Source organism: Serratia sp. 506_PEND (assembly GCF_001076875.1).
Classification (GTDB): domain Bacteria; phylum Pseudomonadota; class Gammaproteobacteria; order Enterobacterales; family Enterobacteriaceae; genus Serratia; species Serratia marcescens.
In genome coordinates this window covers 1-22,629 of record NZ_JVEL01000252.1, presented here as the reverse complement: position 1 = coordinate 22,629, position 22,629 = coordinate 1, and the positions used below count along the sequence as shown (strand labels likewise).

At 59.6% G+C, this 22,629-nt stretch carries 21 protein-coding genes and 1 pseudogene; 11 read left to right on the top strand and 11 right to left on the bottom strand.

Annotated features, from left to right (window positions below):
- The first annotated feature begins 7 nt into the window (after nt 1–7).
- The 3 genes from ADK28_RS06575 to ADK28_RS06565 all read left to right on the top strand — a co-directional run bounded on the left by ADK28_RS06575 (nt 8) and on the right by ADK28_RS06565 (nt 2,936).
- Complete coding sequence (locus tag ADK28_RS06575; protein WP_025160279.1) at nt 8–1,048, top strand: ABC transporter permease; 1,041 nt, start codon at nt 8–10, stop codon at nt 1,046–1,048.
- A 63-nt stretch (nt 1,049–1,111) separates the two neighbouring features.
- Complete coding sequence (locus ADK28_RS06570) at nt 1,112–2,032, top strand: sugar ABC transporter substrate-binding protein (RefSeq protein ID WP_048795219.1); 921 nt, start codon at nt 1,112–1,114, stop codon at nt 2,030–2,032.
- 139 nt (nt 2,033–2,171) lie between these two features.
- A complete protein-coding gene (locus ADK28_RS06565; RefSeq protein WP_048795218.1) occupies nt 2,172–2,936 on the top strand; it encodes an SDR family oxidoreductase in 765 nt (254 codons plus the stop codon).
- Between the two features lie 46 nt (nt 2,937–2,982).
- On the opposite strand, the gene metQ is transcribed toward ADK28_RS06565, so the two are convergent.
- Nucleotides 2,983–3,798 (bottom strand): methionine ABC transporter substrate-binding lipoprotein MetQ, encoded by an 816-nt coding sequence (gene metQ, locus ADK28_RS06560; RefSeq protein WP_016928123.1) that lies wholly within the window; start codon nt 3,796–3,798, stop codon nt 2,983–2,985.
- Nucleotides 3,799–4,034: 236 nt separating this feature from the next.
- Between metQ and ADK28_RS06555 the strand changes: the two genes are divergently transcribed.
- From ADK28_RS06555 to ADK28_RS06535, 5 genes are all read left to right on the top strand, one after another.
- Complete coding sequence (locus ADK28_RS06555; RefSeq protein ID WP_048795217.1) at nt 4,035–4,553, top strand: hypothetical protein; 519 nt, start codon at nt 4,035–4,037, stop codon at nt 4,551–4,553.
- Nucleotides 4,554–4,700: 147 nt separating this feature from the next.
- Nucleotides 4,701–5,126, top strand: a complete 426-nt coding sequence (locus ADK28_RS06550; RefSeq protein ID WP_048795216.1) for a universal stress protein — start codon at nt 4,701–4,703, stop codon at nt 5,124–5,126.
- Between the two features lie 110 nt (nt 5,127–5,236).
- Nucleotides 5,237–5,551, top strand: coding sequence for an ArsR/SmtB family transcription factor (locus tag ADK28_RS06545; protein WP_016928121.1), 315 nt, complete (start codon nt 5,237–5,239; stop codon nt 5,549–5,551).
- A complete protein-coding gene (locus ADK28_RS06540) occupies nt 5,548–5,877 on the top strand; it encodes an SRPBCC family protein (RefSeq protein ID WP_048795215.1) in 330 nt (109 codons plus the stop codon). The genes ADK28_RS06545 and ADK28_RS06540 overlap by 4 nt, the downstream gene beginning before the upstream one ends.
- Nucleotides 5,878–5,922: 45 nt before the next feature.
- Nucleotides 5,923–6,516: an ATP-dependent Clp protease proteolytic subunit gene (locus ADK28_RS06535; RefSeq protein WP_033640645.1), complete on the top strand. Its 594-nt coding sequence runs from the start codon at nt 5,923–5,925 to the stop codon at nt 6,514–6,516.
- A 5-nt stretch (nt 6,517–6,521) separates the two neighbouring features.
- Here the strand turns inward: ADK28_RS06535 and ADK28_RS06530 are convergent, their stop codons facing one another.
- The 6 genes from ADK28_RS06530 to ADK28_RS06505 are packed head-to-tail and all read right to left on the bottom strand — an operon-like array spanning nt 6,522 to nt 13,446.
- Nucleotides 6,522–7,388 carry a hypothetical protein gene (locus ADK28_RS06530; protein WP_033640644.1) on the bottom strand — a complete coding sequence of 289 codons (867 nt, stop codon included), beginning with the start codon at nt 7,386–7,388 and terminating at the stop codon, nt 6,522–6,524.
- A gap of 43 nt (nt 7,389–7,431) precedes the next feature.
- Nucleotides 7,432–8,184, bottom strand: coding sequence for a fimbrial biogenesis chaperone (locus ADK28_RS06525; RefSeq protein ID WP_239686218.1), 753 nt, complete (start codon nt 8,182–8,184; stop codon nt 7,432–7,434).
- On the bottom strand, nt 8,181–9,521 hold the full coding sequence (locus tag ADK28_RS06520; protein ID WP_048795213.1) for a fimbrial protein: 1,341 nt from the start codon (nt 9,519–9,521) through the stop codon (nt 8,181–8,183). The genes ADK28_RS06525 and ADK28_RS06520 overlap by 4 nt, the downstream gene beginning before the upstream one ends.
- Before the next feature lie 27 nt (nt 9,522–9,548).
- Complete coding sequence (locus ADK28_RS06515; protein WP_048795212.1) at nt 9,549–12,080, bottom strand: fimbria/pilus outer membrane usher protein; 2,532 nt, start codon at nt 12,078–12,080, stop codon at nt 9,549–9,551.
- 20 nt (nt 12,081–12,100) lie between these two features.
- Nucleotides 12,101–12,853, bottom strand: a complete 753-nt coding sequence (locus ADK28_RS06510) for a fimbrial biogenesis chaperone (protein WP_227944613.1) — start codon at nt 12,851–12,853, stop codon at nt 12,101–12,103.
- A 59-nt stretch (nt 12,854–12,912) separates the two neighbouring features.
- Entirely contained in the window at nt 12,913–13,446 is a 534-nt protein-coding gene (locus ADK28_RS06505; protein WP_033640638.1) for a fimbrial protein, read from the bottom strand.
- Between the two features lie 618 nt (nt 13,447–14,064).
- Here ADK28_RS06505 and ADK28_RS06500 point away from each other — a divergent pair.
- Nucleotides 14,065–14,505 carry a helix-turn-helix transcriptional regulator gene (locus ADK28_RS06500; RefSeq protein ID WP_016928112.1) on the top strand — a complete coding sequence of 147 codons (441 nt, stop codon included), beginning with the start codon at nt 14,065–14,067 and terminating at the stop codon, nt 14,503–14,505.
- Between the two features lie 7 nt (nt 14,506–14,512).
- On the opposite strand, the gene ADK28_RS06495 is transcribed toward ADK28_RS06500, so the two are convergent.
- Nucleotides 14,513–14,731, bottom strand: coding sequence for a hypothetical protein (locus ADK28_RS06495; RefSeq protein WP_239686217.1), 219 nt, complete (start codon nt 14,729–14,731; stop codon nt 14,513–14,515).
- A gap of 119 nt (nt 14,732–14,850) precedes the next feature.
- Here ADK28_RS06495 and ADK28_RS06490 point away from each other — a divergent pair, with 119 nt between their 5' ends.
- Complete coding sequence (locus ADK28_RS06490) at nt 14,851–15,240, top strand: tautomerase family protein (RefSeq protein ID WP_232065828.1); 390 nt, start codon at nt 14,851–14,853, stop codon at nt 15,238–15,240.
- Here ADK28_RS06490 and ADK28_RS06485 read toward each other — a convergent pair.
- From ADK28_RS06485 to ADK28_RS06475, 3 genes are all read right to left on the bottom strand, one after another.
- Complete coding sequence (locus ADK28_RS06485) at nt 15,237–18,563, bottom strand: efflux RND transporter permease subunit (protein ID WP_048795210.1); 3,327 nt, start codon at nt 18,561–18,563, stop codon at nt 15,237–15,239. The genes ADK28_RS06490 and ADK28_RS06485 overlap by 4 nt on opposite strands.
- 10 nt (nt 18,564–18,573) lie before the next feature.
- A complete protein-coding gene (locus ADK28_RS06480) occupies nt 18,574–19,740 on the bottom strand; it encodes an efflux RND transporter periplasmic adaptor subunit (RefSeq protein WP_239686216.1) in 1,167 nt (388 codons plus the stop codon).
- Between the two features lie 917 nt (nt 19,741–20,657).
- On the bottom strand, nt 20,658–21,242 hold the full coding sequence (locus ADK28_RS06475) for a TetR/AcrR family transcriptional regulator (protein WP_048795208.1): 585 nt from the start codon (nt 21,240–21,242) through the stop codon (nt 20,658–20,660).
- Between the two features lie 601 nt (nt 21,243–21,843).
- On the opposite strand from ADK28_RS06475, the pseudogene ADK28_RS29835 reads away from it, so the two are divergent.
- Nucleotides 21,844–22,099, top strand: a pseudogene (locus ADK28_RS29835) (Arm DNA-binding domain-containing protein); the annotation flags it as partial.
- Nucleotides 22,100–22,629: the final 530 nt, after the last annotated feature.

Sequence of the window (22,629 nt, the reverse complement as noted above, 5' to 3'; positions counted from 1 at the left end):
GAACATCATGAGTAACGTAAAGATTGAGAAGCCGCTCTCCGCCGATTCAACGGGCAAGGGAACGCTGTTCTCCGGGCTGAGCGGCAAAATGCCGAAGGATACCGGCATCTTCATCGTGATGATCGGCATCGCGCTGATCTTCGAAATCCTCGGCTGGTACATGCGCGATCAGTCGTTCCTGCTGAACCCGAACCGCCTGCTGCTGATCGTGCTGCAGGTGGCGATCATCGGCATCATCGCGGTGGGCGTCACCCAGGTGATCATCACCACCGGCATCGATCTCTCCTCCGGTTCGCTGATTGCGCTGACCGCGGTGGTAGCGGCCAGCCTGGCGCAGACCTCGGACAGCATTTCGCCGATGTACCCGGGGCTGCTCGATCTGCCGGCGGCGATCCCGATCGGCGCGGGGATTGGGGTGGGCATTGTCTGCGGCTTTATCAACGGCTTCCTGATCACCCGCACCGGCATTCCGCCGTTCATCGCCACGCTGGGGATGATGGTATCGGCGCGCGGTCTGGCGCAGTACTACACCAAGGGCAATCCGGTCAGCTTCCTGTCGGACGGCTTCACGTCAATCGGCCAGGGCGCGATGCCGGTGATCATCTTCCTGGTGATTGCGGTGATCTTCCATATCGCGCTCAAACACACCCGCTACGGCAAATACATCTACGCCATCGGCGGCAATATGACCTCGGCGCGGGTGTCCGGCATCAACGTCAACAAATATCTGGTGACGGTTTACACCATCGCCGGCGGGTTGGCGGGACTGGCGGGCGTGGTGCTGGCGGCGCGCGTCAGCAGCGGCCAGTCGAGCATGGGGATGTCGTACGAGCTGGACGCCATCGCCGCGGCGGTGATCGGCGGCAGCAGCCTGATGGGCGGCGTCGGGCGCATCACCGGCACGCTGATCGGCGCGGTGATCCTCGGCCTTATCAAAAGCGGTTTCACCTTTATCGGCGTCGATTCTTACATTCAGGACATCATCAAAGGCGTGATTATCGTCGCCGCCGTGTCGATCGACATGCGTCGCAATCGCAAAAAACACTGATTGCCGTGAATTGCCGCCGGCGCCAAGGTTGGCCGGCGGCGTTTTTTTACCGGGGGGCACATCATGAATTACCTGAAAGGGCTGTGGCTGGCGGTGGCGCTGTGTGCGTCCACCCCGGCATTGGCGCAAACCATCGGCGTATCGATGGCCTATTTCGACCAGAACTTCCTCACCATTATCCGCCAGGCGATCGACAAGGAGGCCAAGGCGCGCGGCATTACAGTGCAGTTCGAGGACGCGCGCGGCGACGTCGGCCGCCAGACCGATCAGGTGCAGAGTTTTATCAGCGCCGGGGTGGACGCGATTATCGTCGATCCGGTCAACTCGGCCAGCACGCCGGTAATGACCAAAATGGTGCAGGCCGCCGGCGTGCCGCTGGTGTACGTGAACCGCACGCCGGGCGACGCCAAACTGCCGCAGGGCGTGGTGTTCGTCGGCTCCGACGAGCGGGAATCCGGCACGTTGCAGATGGAAGAGTTGGCGCGGCTGGCCAACTATCAGGGCAACGTGGCGGTGATGATCGGCAACCTGACCGACGCCGGCGCGCTGCAGCGCACCAAAGACGTGGAGCAGGTGGTGGCCAGGTACCCGAAAATGAAAGTGGTGCAGAAGCAGAGCGCCAACTATTCACGCAGTGAAGGCATGGATCTGATGATGAACTGGCTGACCAACGGCGAAGCGATCGACATCGTCGCCGCCAACAACGACGAGATGGCGATCGGCGCGATCATGGCGCTGCAGCAGGCGGGCAAGGCGGACAAGAAAGTGCTGATCGGCGGCATCGACGCTACGCCCGACGGCCTCAAGGCGCTGGCCTCCGGCAAGATGCAGGTCACGGTGTTCCAGGACGCGGTCGGCCAGGGCAAGGCCTCGGTCGATGTGGCGCAGCGCATGATCAACGGTGAAAAGCTCGAGCCGTATTACTGGATCCCGTTCGAGCTGGTGACGCCGGCCAATCAGGGAAAATACGCGGCCAGGCCGTGAGTTAACCGCCAGGTTCGCGTTGCCGGGGCGCTGCTTGCAGCGCCTTTTTTATTGGCGTCAGTTACATGTCCGCTTGCGGCCAGCGCGGCGCGGGATCTTGCCTCACACTGAGGATCTTTAAACCGCGTGAGGATGAGCGATGAATGCATTAAACGGCAAGGTGGCGGTGATCGGCGGCGCCAGTTCGGGGATCGGCAAAGCGGCAGCGCTGCTGTTCGCCCGGAAGGGGGCGGCGCTGGTGTTGGGCGCCCGGCGCGCGCCGCTGTTGGCCGAGTTGGTGGAGGACATTCGGCGCGAGGGCGGCCGAGCATTGGCGGTGGTGGGTGACGTGCGCGACGAAGCCTTCGCCGAACGGCTGACGGCGACGGCGGTCGACGAATTCGGCGGGCTGGATATCGCCTTCAACAACGCCGGCACCTTGGGGCCGCTGGGGCCGTCGCTGGCGCTCAGCGCGTCAGAATGGCGCGAGGTGCTGGAAACCAACCTGTCCAGCGCCTATTACGGCGCCAAGCATCAAATTCCCGCCATGCTGGCGCGCGGCGCGGGCTCGGTGATCTTCACCTCCACGTTCGTCGGCCACACCGCGGCGTTTCCCGGCACGGCAGCCTATGCGGCCGGAAAATCGGGGCTGATCGGCCTGACGCAGGCGCTGGCGGTGGAGTTTGGCGGGCGCGGCATTCGGGTGAACGCGCTGCTGCCGGGGGGCACCGACACGGCGATGGGCCGGCAGATGAGCAATACCCCGGAGGCGCTGGCGCAGGTGGCCGATCTGCACGCGCTGAAGCGGCTGGCGATGCCGGAGGAGATCGCGCAGGCGGCGCTGTATCTGGCGTCTGACGCTTCCTCATTCGTCACCGGCACCGCGATGCTGGTGGACGGCGGCGTGTCCATTCAGCGCGGCTGAGGTTGGCATGGCCCGTGGCCTGGCGCCACGGGCATACGGGAGAGATTTACCAGCCTTTGACGGCGTCACCTTTGTAGATGTCGGCGGCGCTGGCCGCCACTTCATCAGTCTGGTAGGCCTTGACCAGATCCTTCACTTTCTCGCTGTCTTTGTTGTCGATGCGGCTGGCGAAGATGTTGACGTAAGGCGAGTTTTTGTCTTCGACAAACAGCCCGTCCTTGGCCGGCGACAGGCCAATCTGGCTGGAATAGTTGGTGTTGATGATCGCCAGCGTCACCTGTTGGTCGTCCAGCGCGCGCGGCAGTTGCGGCGCTTCAATCTCGACGATCTTCAGCTTTTTCGGGTTGCTGACGATATCCAGCGCGGTCGGCAGCAGGCCGACGCCGTCTTTCAGGGTAATCAGCCCCTGTTTTTGCAACAGCAGCAGCGAACGGCCCAGGTTGGTCGGATCGTTAGGCACCGCCACCTGCGCGCCGTCCGGCAACTGGCTGAGTGCGGTTATCTTCTTCGAATACCCGGCGATCGGGTAGACGAAGGTATTGCCCACCGCCGCCAGCTTGTAGCCACGCTCCTGCATCTGCTTGTCCAGGTAAGGCTTGTGCTGGAAGGCGTTGACGTCCAGATCGCCATTGTTCAGCGCTTCGTTCGGCAGCACGTAATCGTTGAAGGTCACCACCTCCACGTCCAGATCGTATTTTTGCTTGGCGACCTTCTGCACCACCGCCCACAGCGACTGATCGATGCCGGCGCTGATGCCGACCTTGATGTGGTGCTCGTCCTGTGCGGTCGGGCCGCATGCGGTCAGCAGCAGCGTGCCGGCGGCGGCCAGCGCCAACGTGAGGTTTTTCAGCGTAAATGTCATTTTCCCAGAGTCCTTGTCAACATTGCCTGCTAATTTTGGCGGGCAGAATAGTGGCAGTGACTGTAGGTAATCGCTGGGCTAAAACAAAATACTGATTCACTATGACTCATAGCGATTAGCTATGAGCGGCCGCTGCCCGGCGCGGTGCGGATTGTTTTGACGGCGAATCGGCGGGCTTATTATGATAGCCGTTGGCCCGTAAGGGCAGACTGGGTACTGAAACGAAGGAATAGACAATGCGATTGAACACTTGGAGCAAGGCGCTGCTGCCGCTGGTGGTGTTGGCCTGCGTCTCGGCGACTCAGGTTCGGGCGGCGGAGAGCGATACCGGGCCGATCCCTAAACAACTGCTGGGCAACTGGCGCGTCAACAAAATTGTGCCGACTCAAACCACCGGCTGCTGGGATCAGCAACAGGCGCAGAGCCTGATCGGCGGCAAAATCAGCTATAAGGCGGATGCGTTCAGCTGGAACGACACGGCGCTGAAAAGCGAAGGGGCGACCGTCAGCACCGTAGAAGCGCAGGAGTTTGTCGAGGACAATGCCGGCAGCAGCTCCTATATCGATTTCCCGATGCTGGGCATCAGCACGCCGTCGGTCGAGCGTGTGGCCATTCAGCACGCGGATACCGTCATCAAAGGCATCACCGATCAGGGCACTGATGGGGTGCCCGGTGATAACGTGCTGGTGAAAGACGCCAACACGCTGATCCTGTCGTTGTGCAACGTCTGGTTTGAGGCGCAGCGCGAGAAATAATTTCTGCCTTCAGCCCCGGCAACGGGGCTTTCCCACCGCATCACCTCCCGCCATGAGCGCTATTTCTGAACTAAAATTAATCATAACGATATGACCCCGGCGTGATATCGGAGCCTCGGCTCAACCGAGTCCATGACAGGAGGCGCTATGTGTTACCACCATATTGTCATCGCCACCGATCTGAGCGATGACGGCAAACGGCTGGTCGAAAAGGGGGCGTTGCTGGCGGAAGCGCTGCAGGCCAAACTCTCGCTGATCTATGTGGACGTCCACTACGACACCTACCACGCGGCGATCGGCTTTTCGGAACGCAGCTATGACGGCGTGCCGTTCGAAGAGAAGATCCGCAAAGAGCTGGAACCCACCACGCAAAACGTCAATTACCCGATCGCGGAAGTGATCATCGGGCGCGGCGGCTTCGTTGACGAACTGCGCACGGCGGTCGTGGACAAGAACATCGATCTATTGGTGTTCGGTCATCACCACGATCTGTGGGGCAACCTGTTTTCCTCTACCCGCAACGCCATCAACCAACTGAATATCGACGTGCTGGTGATCCCGATCCGTTCATAAGCGCGATCATGCCTCGTCCATTCACTCCGCGCTGCGGCGCGGAGTCTCTTTTGCAGCAAAAAATGCCGTGCTCGGTTGCATAATACATAAGTGAATACTAATGTGTTTATATGAACGAAAATGACATCTTCAAGGCGTTGGCCGATCCGACCCGCCGCCGCATCTTCGACAAACTCGCTGTCGCCAGCATGAACGCCAGTGCGTTGCGCGAAGGGCTGCCCATCAGCCAGTCGGCGATGTCACAACACCTGGCGGTGCTGCGTAACGCCGGACTGGTACGCGAGACGAAGCAGGGGCGCTGCGTCAATTACCAGGTCGACCCGGAAGGGCTGGCGCAGATCGCCCAGTGGCTGGCGAAGTACCGCGCCTACTGGCCGGCGCGCATCGACGCGCTGCAAACCTTGCTGAAGGACATGGATCAATGAACAAACAGGCTGAGCGGCCGCCGCGCGACCGGCTGGTGTTGGAGTATGCGCTTGAGGCGCCGCCGGAAAAAGTGTGGCGGGCGCTCAGCGTTCCTGAATTGCGCGAGCAATGGCTGCCGACGGGGGATCTGGCGCAGGCTGAACCGTTGGCCGCCACGCCGGGCGAGGCGGTGAGCTATCGCCTGCGCGACGACCAACCGCCGTTTCTCGAAAGCATCGTCACCCTGCAGATCGTGCCGGACGCCGGCGGCGGCAGCCTGCTGCGGATTATCCACCAGTTCGACGCCGCCAACGATGGCCCGCCGACGGTGATGCGCGCCGCCTGACGCGTTAAACACATTTCTCTTTGTTGCCAACCCAGGAGTTCACCGATGCGTGAGAAGATGATGCTCGTCCCGATGGTGGTGGAACAAACCAGCCGGGGAGAACGTTCCTTTGATATTTATTCGCGCCTGCTGCGCGATCGGATCGTGTTCCTTAACGGCGAAGTCAACGACGACGTGGCCGAAATGCTGTGTGCCCAGTTGCTGTTTCTGGAGGCGGAAAACCCGGAAAAACCGATCCACCTGTACATTAACTCGCCGGGCGGGGCGATCACCAGCGGGCTGGCGATTTACGACACCATGCAGTATATCCGCGCGCCGGTGCATACGCTGTGCATGGGCACCGCGCGTTCGATGGGGTCGTTTCTGTTGATGGCCGGCGAACCGGGGCACCGCATGGCGCTGCCTAATGCCAGCCTGCACGTGCATCAGCCGCTGGGCGGCTTTCAGGGGCAGGCCTCCGACATCTTGATCCACGCCGAAGAGATGAAGCGCACCAAAGACCGGGTGATTCGGCTGTATGCCCAACATTGCGGCCTAAGTTATGAAGAGGTGGAGCGGGTGTTGGATCGCGATCGCTTCATGACCGCCGACGAAGCGGCGGCCTGGGGGTTGATCGATCGGGTATTGCGGGCGCGGTAAAGGGCTCAGGAGTGCGAGGCGGATTGTTGCGTTTGCCAAACCCGTTCAAGTCCGAATTCGACCATTGCGAAATAGAGACTGAAATAGCGCTCCGCCATGATGAAGAACGAACTGTTGAGTTCGATCACCACATTATTGGTGGTGGTCAGCAGACCGGATTTTTCCGCCGCCTGCAGAATGCGGTTCACGTGCGCGCGTGAGACGGAGCAGGACTTGGCGATTTTGGCCGAGGAGAGCAGCAGAAAAGGGGAGTCCTGTCGGATGCTTTCGATAAACAGCATCAACAGCACCATGTGGCCGGCATCTTTGCTGATAAACAGCCCTGACTGTTGCACCAGATCGATCAGGTAGATCTCCTTGAGCATCAGTTGTCCGTAGGCGGCGAAAAAGGTGGACAGAAAGCCGGGCGCCGCCAGCAGCGCCGCGATGGGCATCTGTGGCGCCAGCGCCTGATAAGGCCGCGCCATTGAGGCGATCAGCGCCTGGGTTTCCGCCAGCGCGTGCGGCGTAGGCTTATAGCGTAACTGGCGTTTGTCATGCTCACAGGGTTTGACCTCCAGCCGGCGCCCGACCCGCAAGAAAAACAGAAAGGAGTCCAGGGAGTTCTCGCTGATCAAATTTTTCCCTTTAAAAAAGGCTTTGATGTCTTTCAGCCCGGCGGCGGGCTGGTGGTAATAAATGGACAGGATGGTGGAACAAATGATGAACCGGCTGTTCCTGAAGATGATTTTGTAAAACAGCGGATGTTTCTTGTAGGTCTCTTTCAATAACTCCCCGTGTTTGACGATGGCGGCGTGAAACGCCGGTGACTGCCTGATGATGTTGGCCTGTTTCTCCAGGTGAAACTGTAGCTGGAATCTGCTTAGACTCATTTTCCCTATTTCCTGTACTTAAAAAATGTGCTGCTTTTTATCGTTATGGGTTTGCTGTGTATGACTTGACGATCTGTTGGCCCTGGTCGTTGATGAGGGTGGCCTGAACGGTGATCTGAGAGGGGAGTTCCGACGCTGCAACGTCGTCCAGGTGATAATCTCGCGTGCTGAATGGCGCGGTCATCATGTCGCTTTCTTGCCGCACCGGGGCATCGCGCCTGTCGGTTTGCACGGCGATGCGCGCGAACGAGAGATAAAACTCCGACCGGTTGTGACAGCGCAGCAGATAGCCGCCCGGTGATTTTTGCAGCGTGAACGAAACGGCCTCGGCCGCGTTGTCGGCGTTTCCCTTCAGCGCGCTGGGCCGGTAGAAGATTTTCATCTGCGTGTTCATCGCCAGCGTCACGCTCGACGCCAGCGGCGGCGTGGCCGGCCGGCTGGGCGGGATCTCATACAGGTTAAGCCAGAACACCGACTCCCTGTCGGCGGGCAGGCTCGCGCCGGCAAACAGGATCCGCAGCCCTTTCAGCGCCGAAGGCTGCAGGGCGAATACGCTGGGCAGGGTGACAAACGGCGCGCGGGACAGTTCGGGGGCGGCGTTGACGTCACCGTTATCGACCCAGGTTTGCGCCACGATCGGATAGCCGTTGGTGTTGAGCAGCATCAGGGTTTTTTCCGTCTCGCCCTCGTGAAAGATCACCCGCGTGGCGGAGGCGATGATGCCCGCCTGCGCGCCGATGGAAGCCAGCGCCAGCAGCAGGGCGCATCCCATAATCAGGCATTTCTTTCTCATCATTGCACCTTAACCCAGACGTAGGCCCTGGCGTCCACCTTGCCGGCGGTGACGGTTTGGCCAGGCAGCCGGGCGAGCGTGGCGGTGAGCTGGGTGGTGTAGTGGGTAAACCCCGCCGCGGTGCTGCCGCCGCCGCTGGCGCCGTTGAGCACCGGATACCAGCCGGCGTCGTTGCCCTGCGGGCATTGCCCGGCGCTGCAGCGCGCCCAGCCGACAAAGTTCATCGGCGCGCCGTTGCCGGCGTTGGCGAGCGCGATGCCCACGCCGGTAGCGACGCTGCTGTCGGTGCCGTAGCCGCTGGAGAGCAGGTAACTCACGCCGCCGTTGGCGCTGACCAACCCGAGTCGCTGCGCCGCGACATAGCTTTCATACGGCACCTGCAGGCCGAGGGCGGTATTGTTGCTGCTGACGCCGGACACGGCGGCGTTGTCACATTCGATATTGAGGGTGAACTGCGCCTGTGAGGTTTGCCCGGCGGTCAACTGGCTGACGGAGAGGGTCGGCAGGATCACCAGCGGCGTGACGTTGCGCGCCACGCAGGTGGCGGTATAGGTCAGCGAAGAGATCGGTGCGGTGCCCATGCCCATCGCATTCCAGCGCCCGGTGCCCCAGGTGGCGTAGTTGGTGGCGGAATCGCTGCCGATAGGATCCGAGGCGATGCCGGGCCCCTGAAAGGTGACATAGCCGTTCGGCTGCGTGCAGGTATAGTTCGAATTGCCGGTGGTCGACGCCATGCCCACCAGCGGGTTGCCGGCGCTGTAGCCGCAGTAGTTGCTGGCGCCCGCGCCCGGCAGCGAGCTGATGCGGATCAGATCGGCGCGGATGGCGCTGAAGTCTTTCACCCGGATCTGGATTTTGTTGCCGACGGTGGCGTAGCGGGTAATCGGCGCCGACTGCCAGTAACGGGTAAAAACCTTGCCGGAATCCAGGTGGGTCAAACGGATGCCGACGTAAGGGAAGTAGGTGGCGTAATAGTTGGGGTTGCCGTCCCTGGCGCCCAGATCGTAATAGCCGCCGACGCGATCGTCGCCGTTGGTGGCGAAGACTTCATAAATTTGCCCGATATCGCCGGCATCGCATTCATACAGCACCTTATTGGGATCGGGATAGCGGGTGCCGGAGGTCAGATCGAACAGGCTGGTGCCGAGCGGCGTGCCGACGGGCTGCAGATAGGTGCTGGTCAGGTTGACCCGACCCAGCGCCGTGCCCACCCCGCAAGGATCGCAGCCGGAGTCGATCCAGGGGGCGACCCGCGTGCATTGCGCCAGCGCCGCGGGCGCGCCGAACAGCGACAGGGCGAACAGCGCCGGGGCGGCGACCAGATAAGAAATGCGTTTCATCGTCTCTCCTGAGATAAGTTAAACGGGCTAGCGGCACGGGGCGCTGAGCCGTTGGATCGGGCTGTCTTCCGCGACGGGCAGGCGGTAATGCAGCGTGCACTGCTGACCGGGCGCGTCGCCCCAGTTCAGCGTCAGCACACCGGCATTCCGGTCGCTGCGCAGATACACCTGATTGGCCTGGCCGACCATGCCCACGCTGTTGCCCGCTTTGTCCAATACGGTGGCGCCCATCGGGATCGGCGCGTTATCGGGCCGCTGCGCGGTGATCAGCAGCGCCTGGCCGCGCACGGTGTTGAAGCGCAGGCGCACCGTGGCGCCGGCGTACGGCGCGACGCGCCGCTGGCCGTCTTCCAGTTCCGCTTTGTCATTCATGCCCTCGGGGTTCAGCGCGACGGTGTTGTAGTGATAGGGCACCAGCGCCGGCGCCAGCGCATAGCCGAAGCGATCGACACGCGCGCCCTGACCGTCCATCACCTGCGCGCCGCTGGCGCCGGGCGCCTCGATCAGGGCGAAGGTGTCACCGACATACGGCCCTAATGTCACGCCGCCGCGGTGCGCCACCACCGCGCCCTGCAGCGACAGTGAGCCTTGTCGATATTGGCGCGCGGTGGAGAACGAGCCGGTGACGTTGGCGTAGGGCAGGCGGGTTTGCAGGTTGCCGCCCCAGATGCTTTGTTGGCGATCGTCGTCGGTGGTGAAGTTCAGGCCGTAGCTGACTGGCTGCTCGTCACCGACGCTGCCCGACAGCGCAGCCTGATAGTTGCCGCCCTGACCCTGGCTGTGGTTGGCCAGCAGCGAGACGCTGGGGGCGGATGACGAACGCCCGAGCGGGAAGCTCAGCGACAGGGCGGTGACGGTCTGCGTGTTCTGCGCCAACGGCGCGCTGTAGACGTTGTCCAGCGGCCCGTAGCCGCGGTAGTCGCCGTTGCCGTAGCCCAGGCTGCGGGTGCGGGTGACGGAGAGGTTAAGCGCCACGCCGTTGCCGAATGTTTTCCCCCAGCCCAACTGGAGCTGATTATCGCGGCCGCGCTGATCGCGGTAGTCCTGGGTCGAGCCGGACATCGTCAGGCTGCCGAACGCGCCCATGCCCTGATTGACGGCCACCTCGAAACGCGAACGCTGGCGGTAGGAGTCGGACTGCCAGCGTTGGCCGGTGACGGCGGCGCGCCGCACGCCGAGCACGTCGCTGAGATCGCGGAAACCTTCGGTGGAGTAGCGGTAGCCGGCGATGGATAAGGTGGTGTCCGTCGGGCTGAAGGTTCGGCTGTAAGAGAGATGCAGCATCCAGCCTGAGGCGCCGCCGTCCGGCAGGCTGGCGTGGGAATAGGTGGTGTCCATGCCGAAGGCGCCCAGTTCGTTGCTGTACACGCCGCCCAGCATCATCGCCTGATAGCCGTCCGCCAGCTGGTTGCCGAGGTTGAAGGTCAGGGCGTTGGTCAGGCCGTGCTGCCAGGTCACTTCGCTGAACAGATCGTTGTCGCCGACGTAGCGGGAACGGCCGACAATGGCGGAGTAGCGAGACTGGCCGGGGCGGATGGATTCCGGCACTGCGGCGAACGGCACGGTGAAGGTGCTGACGCTGCCGTCGGCTTCGGTCACCACTACGGTCAGATCGCCGGCGTAGTTGGTGGCGTACAGATCGTTGATGGCGAACGGCCCCGGCGCAACGGTGGTTTCGTACAGCGTGCTTTTGCCCTGCAGCACCGTCACGCGCGCGTTGCTTTTCGCCACGCCGCGCACCACCGGCGCATAGCCGCGCTGTGAATCCGGCAGCATGCGATCGTCCGAACTGAGCTGAATGCCGCGAAAGCCCAGGCCAGAGAAGAAGTGCCCGTCGGTAAAGCCTTCGCCCAACAGCATTTCGCTGCGCCAGGGCAGGATTGCGCGCTGCACGTAGCGGCGGCTGGTGTCCAGGTGACCGCCGAACTCCCGATCGTAGCGGTAGCTGGACTGCTGACGGTAGCGCCATAGCCCGAGGTTGAACCCGCCGTTCAGGTTGGCGTAGGTCGAATCGAGGTCGCGGGTTTGCCCCTGCCGGTAGCTGACGTGGTACTGGTTGAGGTTGTAATTGACGAAGGCCATCGATTCGCCGCTGTCCAGGCTGGCGGGGTTGACGCTGCCGCGCGGCTGGCCGTTCAACAGCGCCTGCGGAATGCTCAGATCCAGCCGTAGCCGCGAGATATCGGCATTCACCGCGATGTCTTTGAGATCCCGGCCGGGCAGCAGGCATTCCGCCTCGGCCGCCGGCGGATTCTTCAGCCCGAAGCGTGTCAGCTGCGGCCGATCGAAACAGGGCAGCACCTGCTTGTCTGCGCGCACGAAGCGAATTTGGTCGCGCTCGAGAAACTGGCCGTTGAGGTACAGATCGATCTGATAGCTGCCGGGGGCGACGGCGTCCTGTTGGTTGAACTGGCTCAGGGCGCTGTTGCTCAGCACGCTGCCGCGCAGCAGCGCGGGATCGAAGGTATAGCCGTCGGCGGCGGCGCAGCCCAGCGGCAACGCCAGCAGCGCGCAGCACCAGCGCGCGGGCAGCGGCGTCGCCTTGCGGACATCGAACATGAAAACCTCCCTGTCTGGTTTCAGCGCGCGACGTTCAGGGTGCGCGTGATTTCCACCCCATAGTCATTGATGACGCGCAGCGCGACCTGCCGCACCTCCCCGTTCACCGGCCAGCTGGCCTGCGAAAACGGGGGGATCAGATCCGCCTGCGGGATCACGGTGCGTTTCGCGCCGCTCAGGATCGCGGCCTGGCTGACGTTGGCGTAGTAGCCGGTCGGGTTGTCGATGCGCAGCGCGTTGCCGACCTGGCGCAGGCTAAGCCGATCGATGACGTGGTTGGCGTCGCCGGCCAGCCCGGCGGGGCGATAGAACACCTTCAGCCGATTGGTGACCACCAGCAGCAGTTTGTTCTTGTCGCTGTCCGTCTGACGCACGGCGGGCACCTGCAGGAAGTTGAGGTAGAACAGCGATTCGCGATCGCGCGCCAGCGGCTGGCCGACGAACGACAGCCGCACCATTTGCCCGCTGTGCGGGGCCATGCGGAAGATTTGCGGCGAGGCGACAAAGGGTGCATCGGCGTTTTCCGGCGTGGACTGCGGGTTATTGATGTCGAGCCAGATCTGCATCAGCGCCGGGGCGCCGTCGTCATTGGTGAACTGCAGCGTTTTTTCCCGCGCCTCGGCGGGGTAGATCACGCGGTTGCCGAGCAGCGTTACGCTGGCCAAGGCGTGGGTGGCGGCAAAACTCATCAGGCAAAGCGACAGGGCGGCCCATCGGCGGGCGGAGCGGGTTATCTGCGGCATAAACGTGAACCGATAAAGGGAGCGAGTCATTCAGCGCCGCCCGCTAAGGAACGGCGCTGGCATCAACAGGTATGGCGCCTGACGCCGGCTTATTTGTAGCTAATGGCGAACTGGGCGGTGGCGATCACCGAACCGGCCGCCACGCCGGTGTCTTCCGCGTAGTAGCGGGCCACCAGGTTCTGTGAGGTGGAGGTGGCGTCCTTCGCCAGCGTCATCGCGGAGGTGGTGACGGTCGAACCGCTGGCGAATGACAGCGGCGTGGTGGCGTCGCTGTCCAGCAGTTGAATGGACACCTTGGCCGCATCGCCCGCGTTGCCCAGGTTGCCGTTGGTGGTCGGGTTGTTGCCCGCCAGCACGGTTTTGATCGCCGTATCGCTGGTCGCCGCGGCGCAGCCCGTCACGTTAACGGTAAAGGTGGTGTCGCCGGCGGTGGCGCCTTTGGCGGCGAGTTTGCTGGCGGCGACGGTCGGCAGCAACACGACCGGGTTGGATTGGTTGCCGTTAATATTCACCGAACAGGTTTGCGTGCTGACTTCGCCTTTGAATTGCACGGTATTGGATGAGGCGGCCGCACAGGCGCCGGAGAGAGCCAGCATGGATAATGCGACTAATTTAACATTCATGTGAAATGCCCTTTAATTAACTTTAGAGAAAAGCTTTCCTGACAGTAATAAATTACTGACGTGCGTTTGTTGATTAATCATGTTGCGCAATTGTTTTTTAAACGCGTCGGCAAACATGGATTTTCATCCTAACAAACTAAGAATTTTCCCTATAGGTGTTTTCCACATGGTAATAAGGTGATGGTGTGGGTTGTTACATTTATTTTCATTTTCCCTTATATCATACAAAATGGAAAATAGATCTATATCATTGCGTTGCGTTTTTATTGGGTTGTCAGTTTTTACTTATGAAATAATTTGAAACATTCATGCCTTTTTTGCGTATTAATCAACGTGCTGACTGTTGCGTGATTATTTGAAAAACATGTTATCAAGATGTTTTATATCGGTGTGCTTTGCAAACGAATTACCCCAAAAAAGAACAGCGACAAGCTGCCTAAGGTGTGGAAGCATGTTTTCATGCTGATAAGGAGAATTAAAGTGAGAGTGATTTATATCGACGGTTCGTCGTTGTGCCGGTTAGGTATGAAAACATTATTGGGCGGTGGGGTGATAACCTTATCTGCGCCTAATATTAACATCGTTAAAAATATAAGCCCGGCGCCTGATTTAATTATCATGGATTTTCCCCATGAAATCTATCGGTTCGAAGCCTATTTGAGGTTTGTTGACCTTTGCCGCGCTGAATATAAAGACGTCCGGATACTGTTCTTCGTCGATAAGACTTCGCCGCTGATCCTGGCATTTATCGCGGCGGCGCGGCCGGATGCGATTTTGCACAAACGGGAAGCGCTGCAGGTGGTGCGGGAAACCTGCGCGGCGCTAGTCCGCCGTGAAGCGGCGGGCGAACGGCGCGTGGTGAACCGGCATCGGGCGGCGGCGATCACGCCTGGCGAGGCGGCGGTGCTGTGTGAAACCGCCCGCACCGAAGATATCCGCCAGACCGCGCGGCGGCTGAATTTGCACCCGAAAACCGTTTATTCGCACCTCAACAATGCCGGCAAGAAGTTCGGCATCCGTAATCGGGTGGAACTGCTGAAGATGATTGCGCTGTTGTAGCGCGCCGTTAACGGGCCTGGCCGACGGCCAGCCGCCATCGCGTGATCTCATCGGCGCCGGGCCCGGCCGCCAGCGCCAGGTTTTGCGGCGGCAGCGATGCGCCGGTCACGGCATCTACCACGGGCAAGGTAGTGGGGTGGCCGGTCGCGCGGTCAACTACGCGCAGCGGCGGCCCGGCCAGCTCGGACAGATTCCATTTGTCGCCAATCTGAATCATCGCCATCACCAGCAACCCGAGATCCTTTCCCTTCTCCGTCGGCAGATACTCGCAGCGATCGGGGCGCGTCGGGTATTGCCGCTAAACGCGCGATCGCACAGAAGGTCTCCGCCCTGTATCAGGAGTTCTTGCCGCGTTTTTACGTCAACGTGTTTTTTCACGCGCTGCCGCCAGGGTCGGCCTATCTCGGCGGCGAGCCGGCCGATGACTTCGTGCGGGTGACCATCGATCATATCGCCCGCGCCATGGACAACGACGCGGAGCAGCAGCAATTCCTGGCGGCCTGCACCCGCATCCTGCAACCCGACATCGCCGCCCGCGGGCTGTGTCGGGAACTGCACGCCGACGAAACGCCGTTCTCGCTGTGGACCATTGACGGATTGAAACCGCCGGCGCCGGGGCCTTCGGCGGGGGAGAGGTGGCGCAGCGAGAATCGGCCTTCGGCGTGGGGAGACGTTGATGGGGGCGCGGCGGCGGCAAAACGCTATTCGCCACCGCGAACCGTCATCAGCGCTTAGCCTTTTCGCTTAAAGACCTTCTGCCGCAGCCAGTGTTTGATTTGGCCCCAATACTCTTTGCCCAGCAGGGCGATGGCAATGACAAACAAGGTTTCACCGACCACGACAAGCGTAGAGACAACGACAATCTTGTAGGGAATGTCGAGGAACGGAATGACAGGAAATGCCAGCCAATACAGCAAAACCACGGTAAGCATGGCAAACCCGGCTTTTTTCCTCCCGCTCAGGTTCTTGCTGCGTGCCAGTAGGCCGGGCAACTTGCGCAGCCAGTTTTCGAGATCGTCAATCAGGGTATAAACGACAGGGATAACCAGCAGGCTCAGCACGGTGGAGGTGATCAATCCTCCGATGACGGCCACCGCCATCGGGCTGCGGAAGCTGGGATCGGCACTGCCGAAACCCAGAGCCACGGGCAACATGCCCGCCCCCATCGCTAACGTCGTCATGATGACGGGGCGGGAACGTTTGTGGCAGGCATCAATCAGCGCCTCTGTCCGGCTCATGGGTTTATTGAGCACTTCGCCATTCGGGCCGTAATGGCCGCGCCGTGACTCGATCGCATAATCGACCAGCAGGATCGAGTTTTTGGTCGCAATCCCCATCAACATGATTAACCCGATCAGGGATGACATCGAGAAAGACTGGCCCGCCAGCAGTAACCCAACGAATGCGCCGCCCAATGACAGCGGGAGCGCGGCCAGAATGGTGATCGGTTGGAAGAAGTCTTTGAACAGCAGAACCAGCACGATATAGATGGCCAGGATGCCGGCGACCATTGCCGTACCGAAACCGGAAAACAGCTCCTTCATCATTTCGTCATCACCCTGCACAACCTGGTGCACACCGGTCGGCAGATTCTGGATTGACGGCAGCTTCGCCACCTGAGCGGCCAGATCCCCGAGCTGGGTGCCCGACAGTTCCACGTCAAGGGTCACGCTGCGTGTGCGATTGATGCGATTAATCTGCGCCGGCCCACTGCCTTGCTCGATATTGACGATCTGATTGAGCAGCACCGGGCCTCTGGCGCCTGGTACGGTCAAACGTTCAAGTACCCCCATATCTTCACGGATGTCCTTTGACAGCTTGACGACGATCGGGATCTGGCGCTGCTCCACGTTGAATTTTGACAGAAACTGATCGTAGTCACCCACGGTTGCGATACGCAATGTATCGGCAATCGCGACGCCCGATACCCCCAGATCGGCCGCTTTGGCGAAATTGGGCTGCAAGAGGACTTCGCTGCGCGCCAGCCCGGCGCTGGAGGCAATATTGCCGAGGCCGGGGATCTGCCGCAGGTCACTTAATACGGCATCGGCCGCCTTTGCCAGCAGCTGAGGATCATCGCCGGCCAGCACCAATTGGTATTTCTCACCTGAGCCGCCAAACCCCACCTTGCTGCGCACGCCCGGAAGCGCTGCCATCGCCGTGCGTATCTCGCCTTCGATGACCTGTTTCTTCGGGCGCTCGTTACGCGCATCCAACAACACCGTCAGCGTTGCCATGCGAACATCGGTTTTTCCGTCGGAAGCCATGACATCGCCGCCCGTTGCGCCGCCACCGATGGTGGTATAGATGTTGCGGATATGCGGGATGGGGGCCAGGCGATGCCGAGCGCGTTCGGCCACTGCCTGGGTTTGTTCCAGCGTGCTCCCCGGCGGCAGTTCCAACGTCACCTGCGTCTGGGAGTTGTCATCTGCAGGGAAAAAGCCCTGGGGCAGCAGAGGGATAAGCATCAGAGAGCCGATAAAGAACCCGCCGGCCAGCGCCAGGGTGAGCCCGCGGTGCCGCAGCGTCCACCGACAGGCGCGCAGGTAGAGCGCCATCCAGAAAGGATCGCGTTGAGGGCGCGTATGCGGCTTCATCAGGTAGGCGGCCATCATCGGCGTCAGCAAGCGCGCCACAACCAGCGAGGCAAACACCGCCAGCGCCGCCGTCCATCCAAACTGCGTGAAGAATCTTCCGGCAACGCCGGACATGAAGGCCGTCGGCAGGAAAACGGCGATCAAGGCAAATGTCGTGGCGACGACGGCCAGGCCGATTTCCGATGCGGCATCCATCGCGGCCTGGTACGGCGGTTTGCCCATGCCGATGTGGCGTTCGATGTTCTCCACTTCGACGATGGCATCATCCACCAACAGGCCAATCACCAGCGATAGCGCCAGCAGCGTGACGATACTGAGCGAGAAGCCCATCATGTCCATACCGATGAAGGCCGGTAAAATCGACAGGGGCAACGCCGCCGCCGAGATCAACGTCGCTCGGATATCGCGCAGAAACATGAAGACCACCAGGATGGCGAGAATGGCGCCTTCATAAATCATGTGCATGGAGGCGTCGAACTCCTCCTGCACAGGCCGGACAAAGTCGAAGACCTGCGTGACGTGCAAATCAGGCCGCTCCGCACGCAATTGCGCCAGAACTTTTTCAACCTTGTCGCCGACCTCGACTTCACCGGCGCCTTTGGCGCGCGTGATCTCAAAGCCAACCACCTTCTGGCCGTTGAGGAGCGCAAGTGAACTGCGTTCTGCAATGGTGTCTTTCAGCGTCGCCACGTCGTCCAGGCGAAAACGTTGCCCGCCGGGCAACGACAGTTCGACAGCGGCTAATTCATCCACGTTCTTGACGCGGGCGACCAAACGCAGCGGCTGTTTTCCCCGCCCCAGATCGACTCGCCCGCCCGTCGCGTCCATCTGTACATCGCGCAACTGGCGGGAAACCTCGGCGGCGGTGGCGCCAATCGCCTCCAGTTTGACCGGATCGAGTTCGACTTGGATCTCGCGGTTCACGCCGCCCACACGGGTGACCGACCCTACGCCGGCGACGCCTCTCAGACGCCGCGACAGGGTATTGTCCACGAACCAGGACAGCTCATTCTCATCCATCTTGCTGGCGCTGATGGAAAAGGCCAGGACAGGTTTGCCCGTGATGTTGAGCTTGCGAACGATAGGATCACGCAAATCCGTCGGCAATTCGGTGCGAATGCTTTGCACGGCTGAGCGGACTTCATCCACCGCTTCCTGAACGGGTTTTTCCAGACGAAACTCCGCTGAGATATCGACCAGTCCATCCTGGATCGTGGTGCGCAGGTTCTTCAAACCCTGTACCGAAGAGACGGTGTCCTCCAGCTTGCGCGCCACCTCCGTTTCGAGCTGGGGCGGCGCAGCGCCCGGAAGCGAAGCGGATACGGTGACCGTGGGCACATCCATGTCCGGGAAGCTCTGGATCTTCATCAATTTGAAAGAATAAAAGCCGGCAACGCTCAAGATGACAAAGAGCAAGATGGACGGAATAGGGTTGCGAATGGACCAGGTTGAGATATTCATAATGGGCCTCTTAGCGCGGATCCGATGAGTTGGAAGCCTCGGCCGTGTTGGCCAACTGGACTTTATCGCCCTCATTGAGGAACACGCCGCCGCTGGCGACGATGCGTTCCGCGCCTTGAAGACCGGACAGGATCTCCTGCTGGTCATTCACCAGACGGCCTACCGCGACTTTAAGCGGATGTGCATGCAGCTCGTCATCTAAGGTGAACACCAGGTGAAAACCGTCGCGCGCCACGACGGCGGATTGCGGCACGGTCAGCCCTTGCCGATCGCCTACCGTAATCGTACCGCTGGCATACGTGCCGGGCCGAATCGGCGAGGCATTCTTCGCGGTTGATGGGAGGATGTCCACATAGGCAATTCCGCGGCGCGAGGTCGAATTGACCGTCGGTGCCGCCAGGCGCACGATGCCTTCCCAGGTGTTACCGCCAGGTGAAGCGATCTGCGCTTTTTGCCCCGGTTGGATTTGTTCCAGCTGCTGCGCCGACAATTCCGCTCGCCATTCAAATTTTCCCTGGCGGATCAGGCGGAACATTTCGGTGCTTTGCATAGGAACTGAACCGACCGCGGCCGATCGCGCGGAAATGATGCCGTCATCGGGGGCGCGCAATATCGTCTGGTCTAGTCGCAACTGCTGGGCCGCCATCCGCGCTTTCGCCGATTCCAGACGCGCCTGCGCCGTCTTTTCCTGGGTTAACAGCTTTTGGATATCCTGTTCGCTCAGGCTGCCGACACCGCGCAACAACCGCGCTCGTTTTCCATCCGCTTGCGCATTCAACGCGACCGCTTTCGCTTCGTTGAGATCGGCTTTCGCCAGCAGCCAGTCATTCATCACGGAATCGCGTGTAAATTCCGCCAGAGGTTGGCCCTGGCGCACCACATCCCCTTCCTGCACCAACAGTTTTTGCACGCGCAGTCCATTAGCCTCCGGGCTGATGATCGCCTCTTGCCAGGCCGCAATCGAACCATTGGCCGTGATGGTGCGGGAAAGGGATTGTCTTGCCGGCGTCGTCAGGGCCACGGTCAGCGTCGGTTTATCTGCCGGTGGGGCAACCTTGTCCGCCGGCGCATCGCAGGCCGATAAGGCGGCGGCAATCGGCATCATCAGCGCGGTTGTACGAAGTGTCTGTAAAGACCAAAAGCGGGGGCGCGTGTTTTGAGCTATCAGTTGTGTCATCGGGAGAACCCATAAGGTAATTATTTGTCGGACCAGTCGCCAACGGCGCGGCGATGTATTGTTCTGTATTGAATTTCAAACGAATCCGGTGCTGTTCTGCTGCGGTTCAGCCTGGCGTTGAAGCACTGTTCGCTCTGACGAAGTGAACAAACGCCGTATCCACTTCCGCACGGTCGATCGCACGCGGTTATGATGCTCATGCGGTTCAGCCCGCCAATCCGCTGCGCTTTCGCCGGGTTCGGTATCCACGCGCGATAAATCCAACATCAAGGAAACGGAATTCCTGGTGGTGTGGCGGTTGCTCCCGTTTCCATCGGCAGCGGTCTTGCCGCGCTCGGCGACGTCCCCACGCAGAGGGGAGGACGTTCGACGCGGGGGCGTTTGTCTCGCCCGTTCGGGGGATTCAGGCAATGGCGCGCTTTGGAGAGAGAACGCGTGTTGTCGCCGGCAGGTGCGTGATGCGTAATAGAGGGCCGCAGCCTCTGCCGCAACCAGTTTGCGAGCGTCATTCCATAACGCCTGAACGCACTCCAAATTTGCACGCGCAACCGGCGTTTTTGCTCCGCGCTCATTCTCCTCGTGACTGGGCTTGCCAGCCGGAGCGCGCAAGCGCCGGGCGCCTGATTCATTTCGGGCGGAGGGCCATGCATTCCACACAGGCACGTGTGCCGAGTCAGGCAGGGAGGCCCGCCATTTTGTTGGAACATGCTGGGTTCCTGACAAACGGTCTGATGCAGGTGCGGTTGCGCAAGCGCAGAGGATCAAAGACACGCTGAGAATAAGAGAAACGAATATGAGTCGGCGGAGCCTTGGATAGGGCCGTGTTCGCAGCATTTTTAGTTTTGAAACGGGTGGCATGATTGTCGTGTCTTTTTTAATGCGTGAGTACACACTCATTATATAATTAAAAAAAGAAGCTAGATGGCTGTATGAGCGTCAGGAAGCTCAATGGCTCGCATCATGGCTTCATAACCTGCGCGTTTGTAAATATCCAACAGGTGCGGTTTTTGAACGGCCATATCGATAACGCCATTGGCCATTACCGTGCAGATCATGCCCTGAAACTCGCTCGACTGCGGTAAATCCAGCCCTTGGACCAATGGAATACCCAGCTGGGAAATATCACCGAACCGTACGCTTCTTTCCCTCTGTGCAGGGGATAACTTGCCGGAGACCATCAATTTGTTCCCTGTCGCATACGCGGCGGGATTGGCGAGCGCCCAATCAATGTAGGCATCCCAGGCGAGCTGCATTTGATCTTTACCCGGCAAAACGCCCTGCAAGCTTTGCGTCAGCAGGCGCTCCATTTCATCAAGCAGGTAGTCGCAGACTGCGCTCAGCAGTACGTCCTTATTTTCAAAGTAGCGGAACAGCGTGCCTTCCGAGACGCCGGCTTTCCTGGCGATGGCCGATGTGGGCGCCGCTAATCCTTGTTCGGCAAAAATGTCGGTGGCGGCCTGCAAGAGCGCCTGCTGCTTTTCTTCACTGCGGGGACGGGCCACGGTGAGGCTCCTTTAATAAGTGAGTAAATACTCATTATAAAGACGCAAGGGAAGATGACAAGCTTTTTCCTGTAGGACAAGGGATCAACACGAGAGCCGTTTTTCGTGCTGTGATGCGGATAATGCCGTCATGACGGGCGCAATGAAACGTTCGGCGAGATCGTTCTGTGGGAAACATGAGACCGTGATGCTCTGTGTCCAGACCGTCAAAACACAGAACCGAGAAACAAAAAATCCACGCCGAAGCGTGGATTTTTCCGTTTCCGGCAGCGGAGAGAAACGCTGCGGGGAAGGGGTTAGACGTTGAATCGTGATTTTAATTGTATATTATTGATATTAATGATTTATATTAAAAATATATATTTATTGTACTCATTTTGGAGTTGGCTCGCTTTCATAATGCGAAGGTCGTAGGTTCTACTCCTATTATCGCACCAATCAAGCATCTCTCAAAGTCTACTCCAGTTCACTGAAACCCCTTATAATCAGCATTCTCCAGCTCTCGCTTGTATTCTGACGTCTACTGACACACCCCAAAATCTACATGCATATGGGGGTACATTTAGGGTATGTGCTGTTCAGTCTTATGGAGATATCCCCAGTGAAACTTAACGCCCGTCAGGTTGATACCGCAAAGCCAAAAGATGAACCTTACAAACTCTCTGATGGTGGGGGACTTTACCTTTTGATTATTGGCGGCTTAAGTACCGTGTTGTAGGCAAGGAGAAGTTGCTTGCTCTTGGGGTTTATCCCGACGTGACTTTGGCTGATGCTCGTAGTAAACGTGAAGAGGCTAAAAGGGGCATTGCTGTTGGGATTGCCCAAATGTAGCGAAGAGAGAAGAGAAACTAGCCCGATTCCCTCATTGCCGAATCAGCCTACCGAGGATTTTTGCAGAGAGATCCGACGCTGCTAACCAATCAGAGACAAAAGGAACAGGAGGAAATCCGTGCTCAAGAAGTTGAACGTCACCAGCGTAGGAATTTTATACAGAAACTTGCTGTGTGGTTTGTTCGTGTCACTAGAGTATGAAATGCATTCTGCACGGTTCGCCGTCGGTGAACTCATTTCCCGTTAGCAGAGTCAGTTCTGAGAGCAAATAGATAAGGATAATTGCCGCCAGCCCTGCATCCTTGTAACAGCTACTCGTATGTTTATGCAGCACTAATTCAACTTCATTCTGATGCGAATGACTCGCAAGCATTCGCATTCCTTCAAAATTTCTGCTTGAAAAGCATGCTTAATCAATAATTATTTTCCTTTAAATCAATAAATTAATTTTGATTGCATTTTGGTTTGAACCCTTGCGATTTAGACGTATTATTTTGAGATTAATCCACTTGCTCAACCTTCATTGCTGCTTATGAGTGTGCGTGAGGAATGATTT

What these genes read in the sequence shown, in the direction of transcription:
- metQ (WP_016928123.1), bottom strand. Translation starts at nt 3,798, where the DNA reads ATGACATTTACGCTGAAAAACCTCACGTTGGCGCTGGCCGCCGCCGGC.
- ADK28_RS06540 (WP_048795215.1), top strand. Translation starts at nt 5,548, where the DNA reads ATGAACAAACAGGCTGAGCGGCCGCCGCGCGACCGGCTGGTGTTGGAG.
- ADK28_RS06500 (WP_016928112.1), top strand. Translation starts at nt 14,065, where the DNA reads ATGGATTTTCCCCATGAAATCTATCGGTTCGAAGCCTATTTGAGGTTT.
- ADK28_RS06525 (WP_239686218.1), bottom strand. Translation starts at nt 8,184, where the DNA reads ATGATGAGAAAGAAATGCCTGATTATGGGATGCGCCCTGCTGCTGGCG.
- ADK28_RS06575 (WP_025160279.1), top strand. Translation starts at nt 8, where the DNA reads ATGAGTAACGTAAAGATTGAGAAGCCGCTCTCCGCCGATTCAACGGGC.
- ADK28_RS06545 (WP_016928121.1), top strand. Translation starts at nt 5,237, where the DNA reads ATGAACGAAAATGACATCTTCAAGGCGTTGGCCGATCCGACCCGCCGC.
- ADK28_RS06530 (WP_033640644.1), bottom strand. Translation starts at nt 7,388, where the DNA reads ATGAGTCTAAGCAGATTCCAGCTACAGTTTCACCTGGAGAAACAGGCC.
- ADK28_RS06555 (WP_048795217.1), top strand. Translation starts at nt 4,035, where the DNA reads ATGCGATTGAACACTTGGAGCAAGGCGCTGCTGCCGCTGGTGGTGTTG.
- ADK28_RS06510 (WP_227944613.1), bottom strand. Translation starts at nt 12,853, where the DNA reads ATGACTCGCTCCCTTTATCGGTTCACGTTTATGCCGCAGATAACCCGC.
- ADK28_RS06505 (WP_033640638.1), bottom strand. Translation starts at nt 13,446, where the DNA reads ATGAATGTTAAATTAGTCGCATTATCCATGCTGGCTCTCTCCGGCGCC.
- ADK28_RS06550 (WP_048795216.1), top strand. Translation starts at nt 4,701, where the DNA reads ATGTGTTACCACCATATTGTCATCGCCACCGATCTGAGCGATGACGGC.
- ADK28_RS06535 (WP_033640645.1), top strand. Translation starts at nt 5,923, where the DNA reads ATGCGTGAGAAGATGATGCTCGTCCCGATGGTGGTGGAACAAACCAGC.
- ADK28_RS06570 (WP_048795219.1), top strand. Translation starts at nt 1,112, where the DNA reads ATGAATTACCTGAAAGGGCTGTGGCTGGCGGTGGCGCTGTGTGCGTCC.
- ADK28_RS06565 (WP_048795218.1), top strand. Translation starts at nt 2,172, where the DNA reads ATGAATGCATTAAACGGCAAGGTGGCGGTGATCGGCGGCGCCAGTTCG.
- ADK28_RS06520 (WP_048795213.1), bottom strand. Translation starts at nt 9,521, where the DNA reads ATGAAACGCATTTCTTATCTGGTCGCCGCCCCGGCGCTGTTCGCCCTG.
- ADK28_RS06485 (WP_048795210.1), bottom strand. Translation starts at nt 18,563, where the DNA reads ATGAATATCTCAACCTGGTCCATTCGCAACCCTATTCCGTCCATCTTG.
- ADK28_RS06480 (WP_239686216.1), bottom strand. Translation starts at nt 19,740, where the DNA reads ATGACACAACTGATAGCTCAAAACACGCGCCCCCGCTTTTGGTCTTTA.
- ADK28_RS06515 (WP_048795212.1), bottom strand. Translation starts at nt 12,080, where the DNA reads ATGTTCGATGTCCGCAAGGCGACGCCGCTGCCCGCGCGCTGGTGCTGC.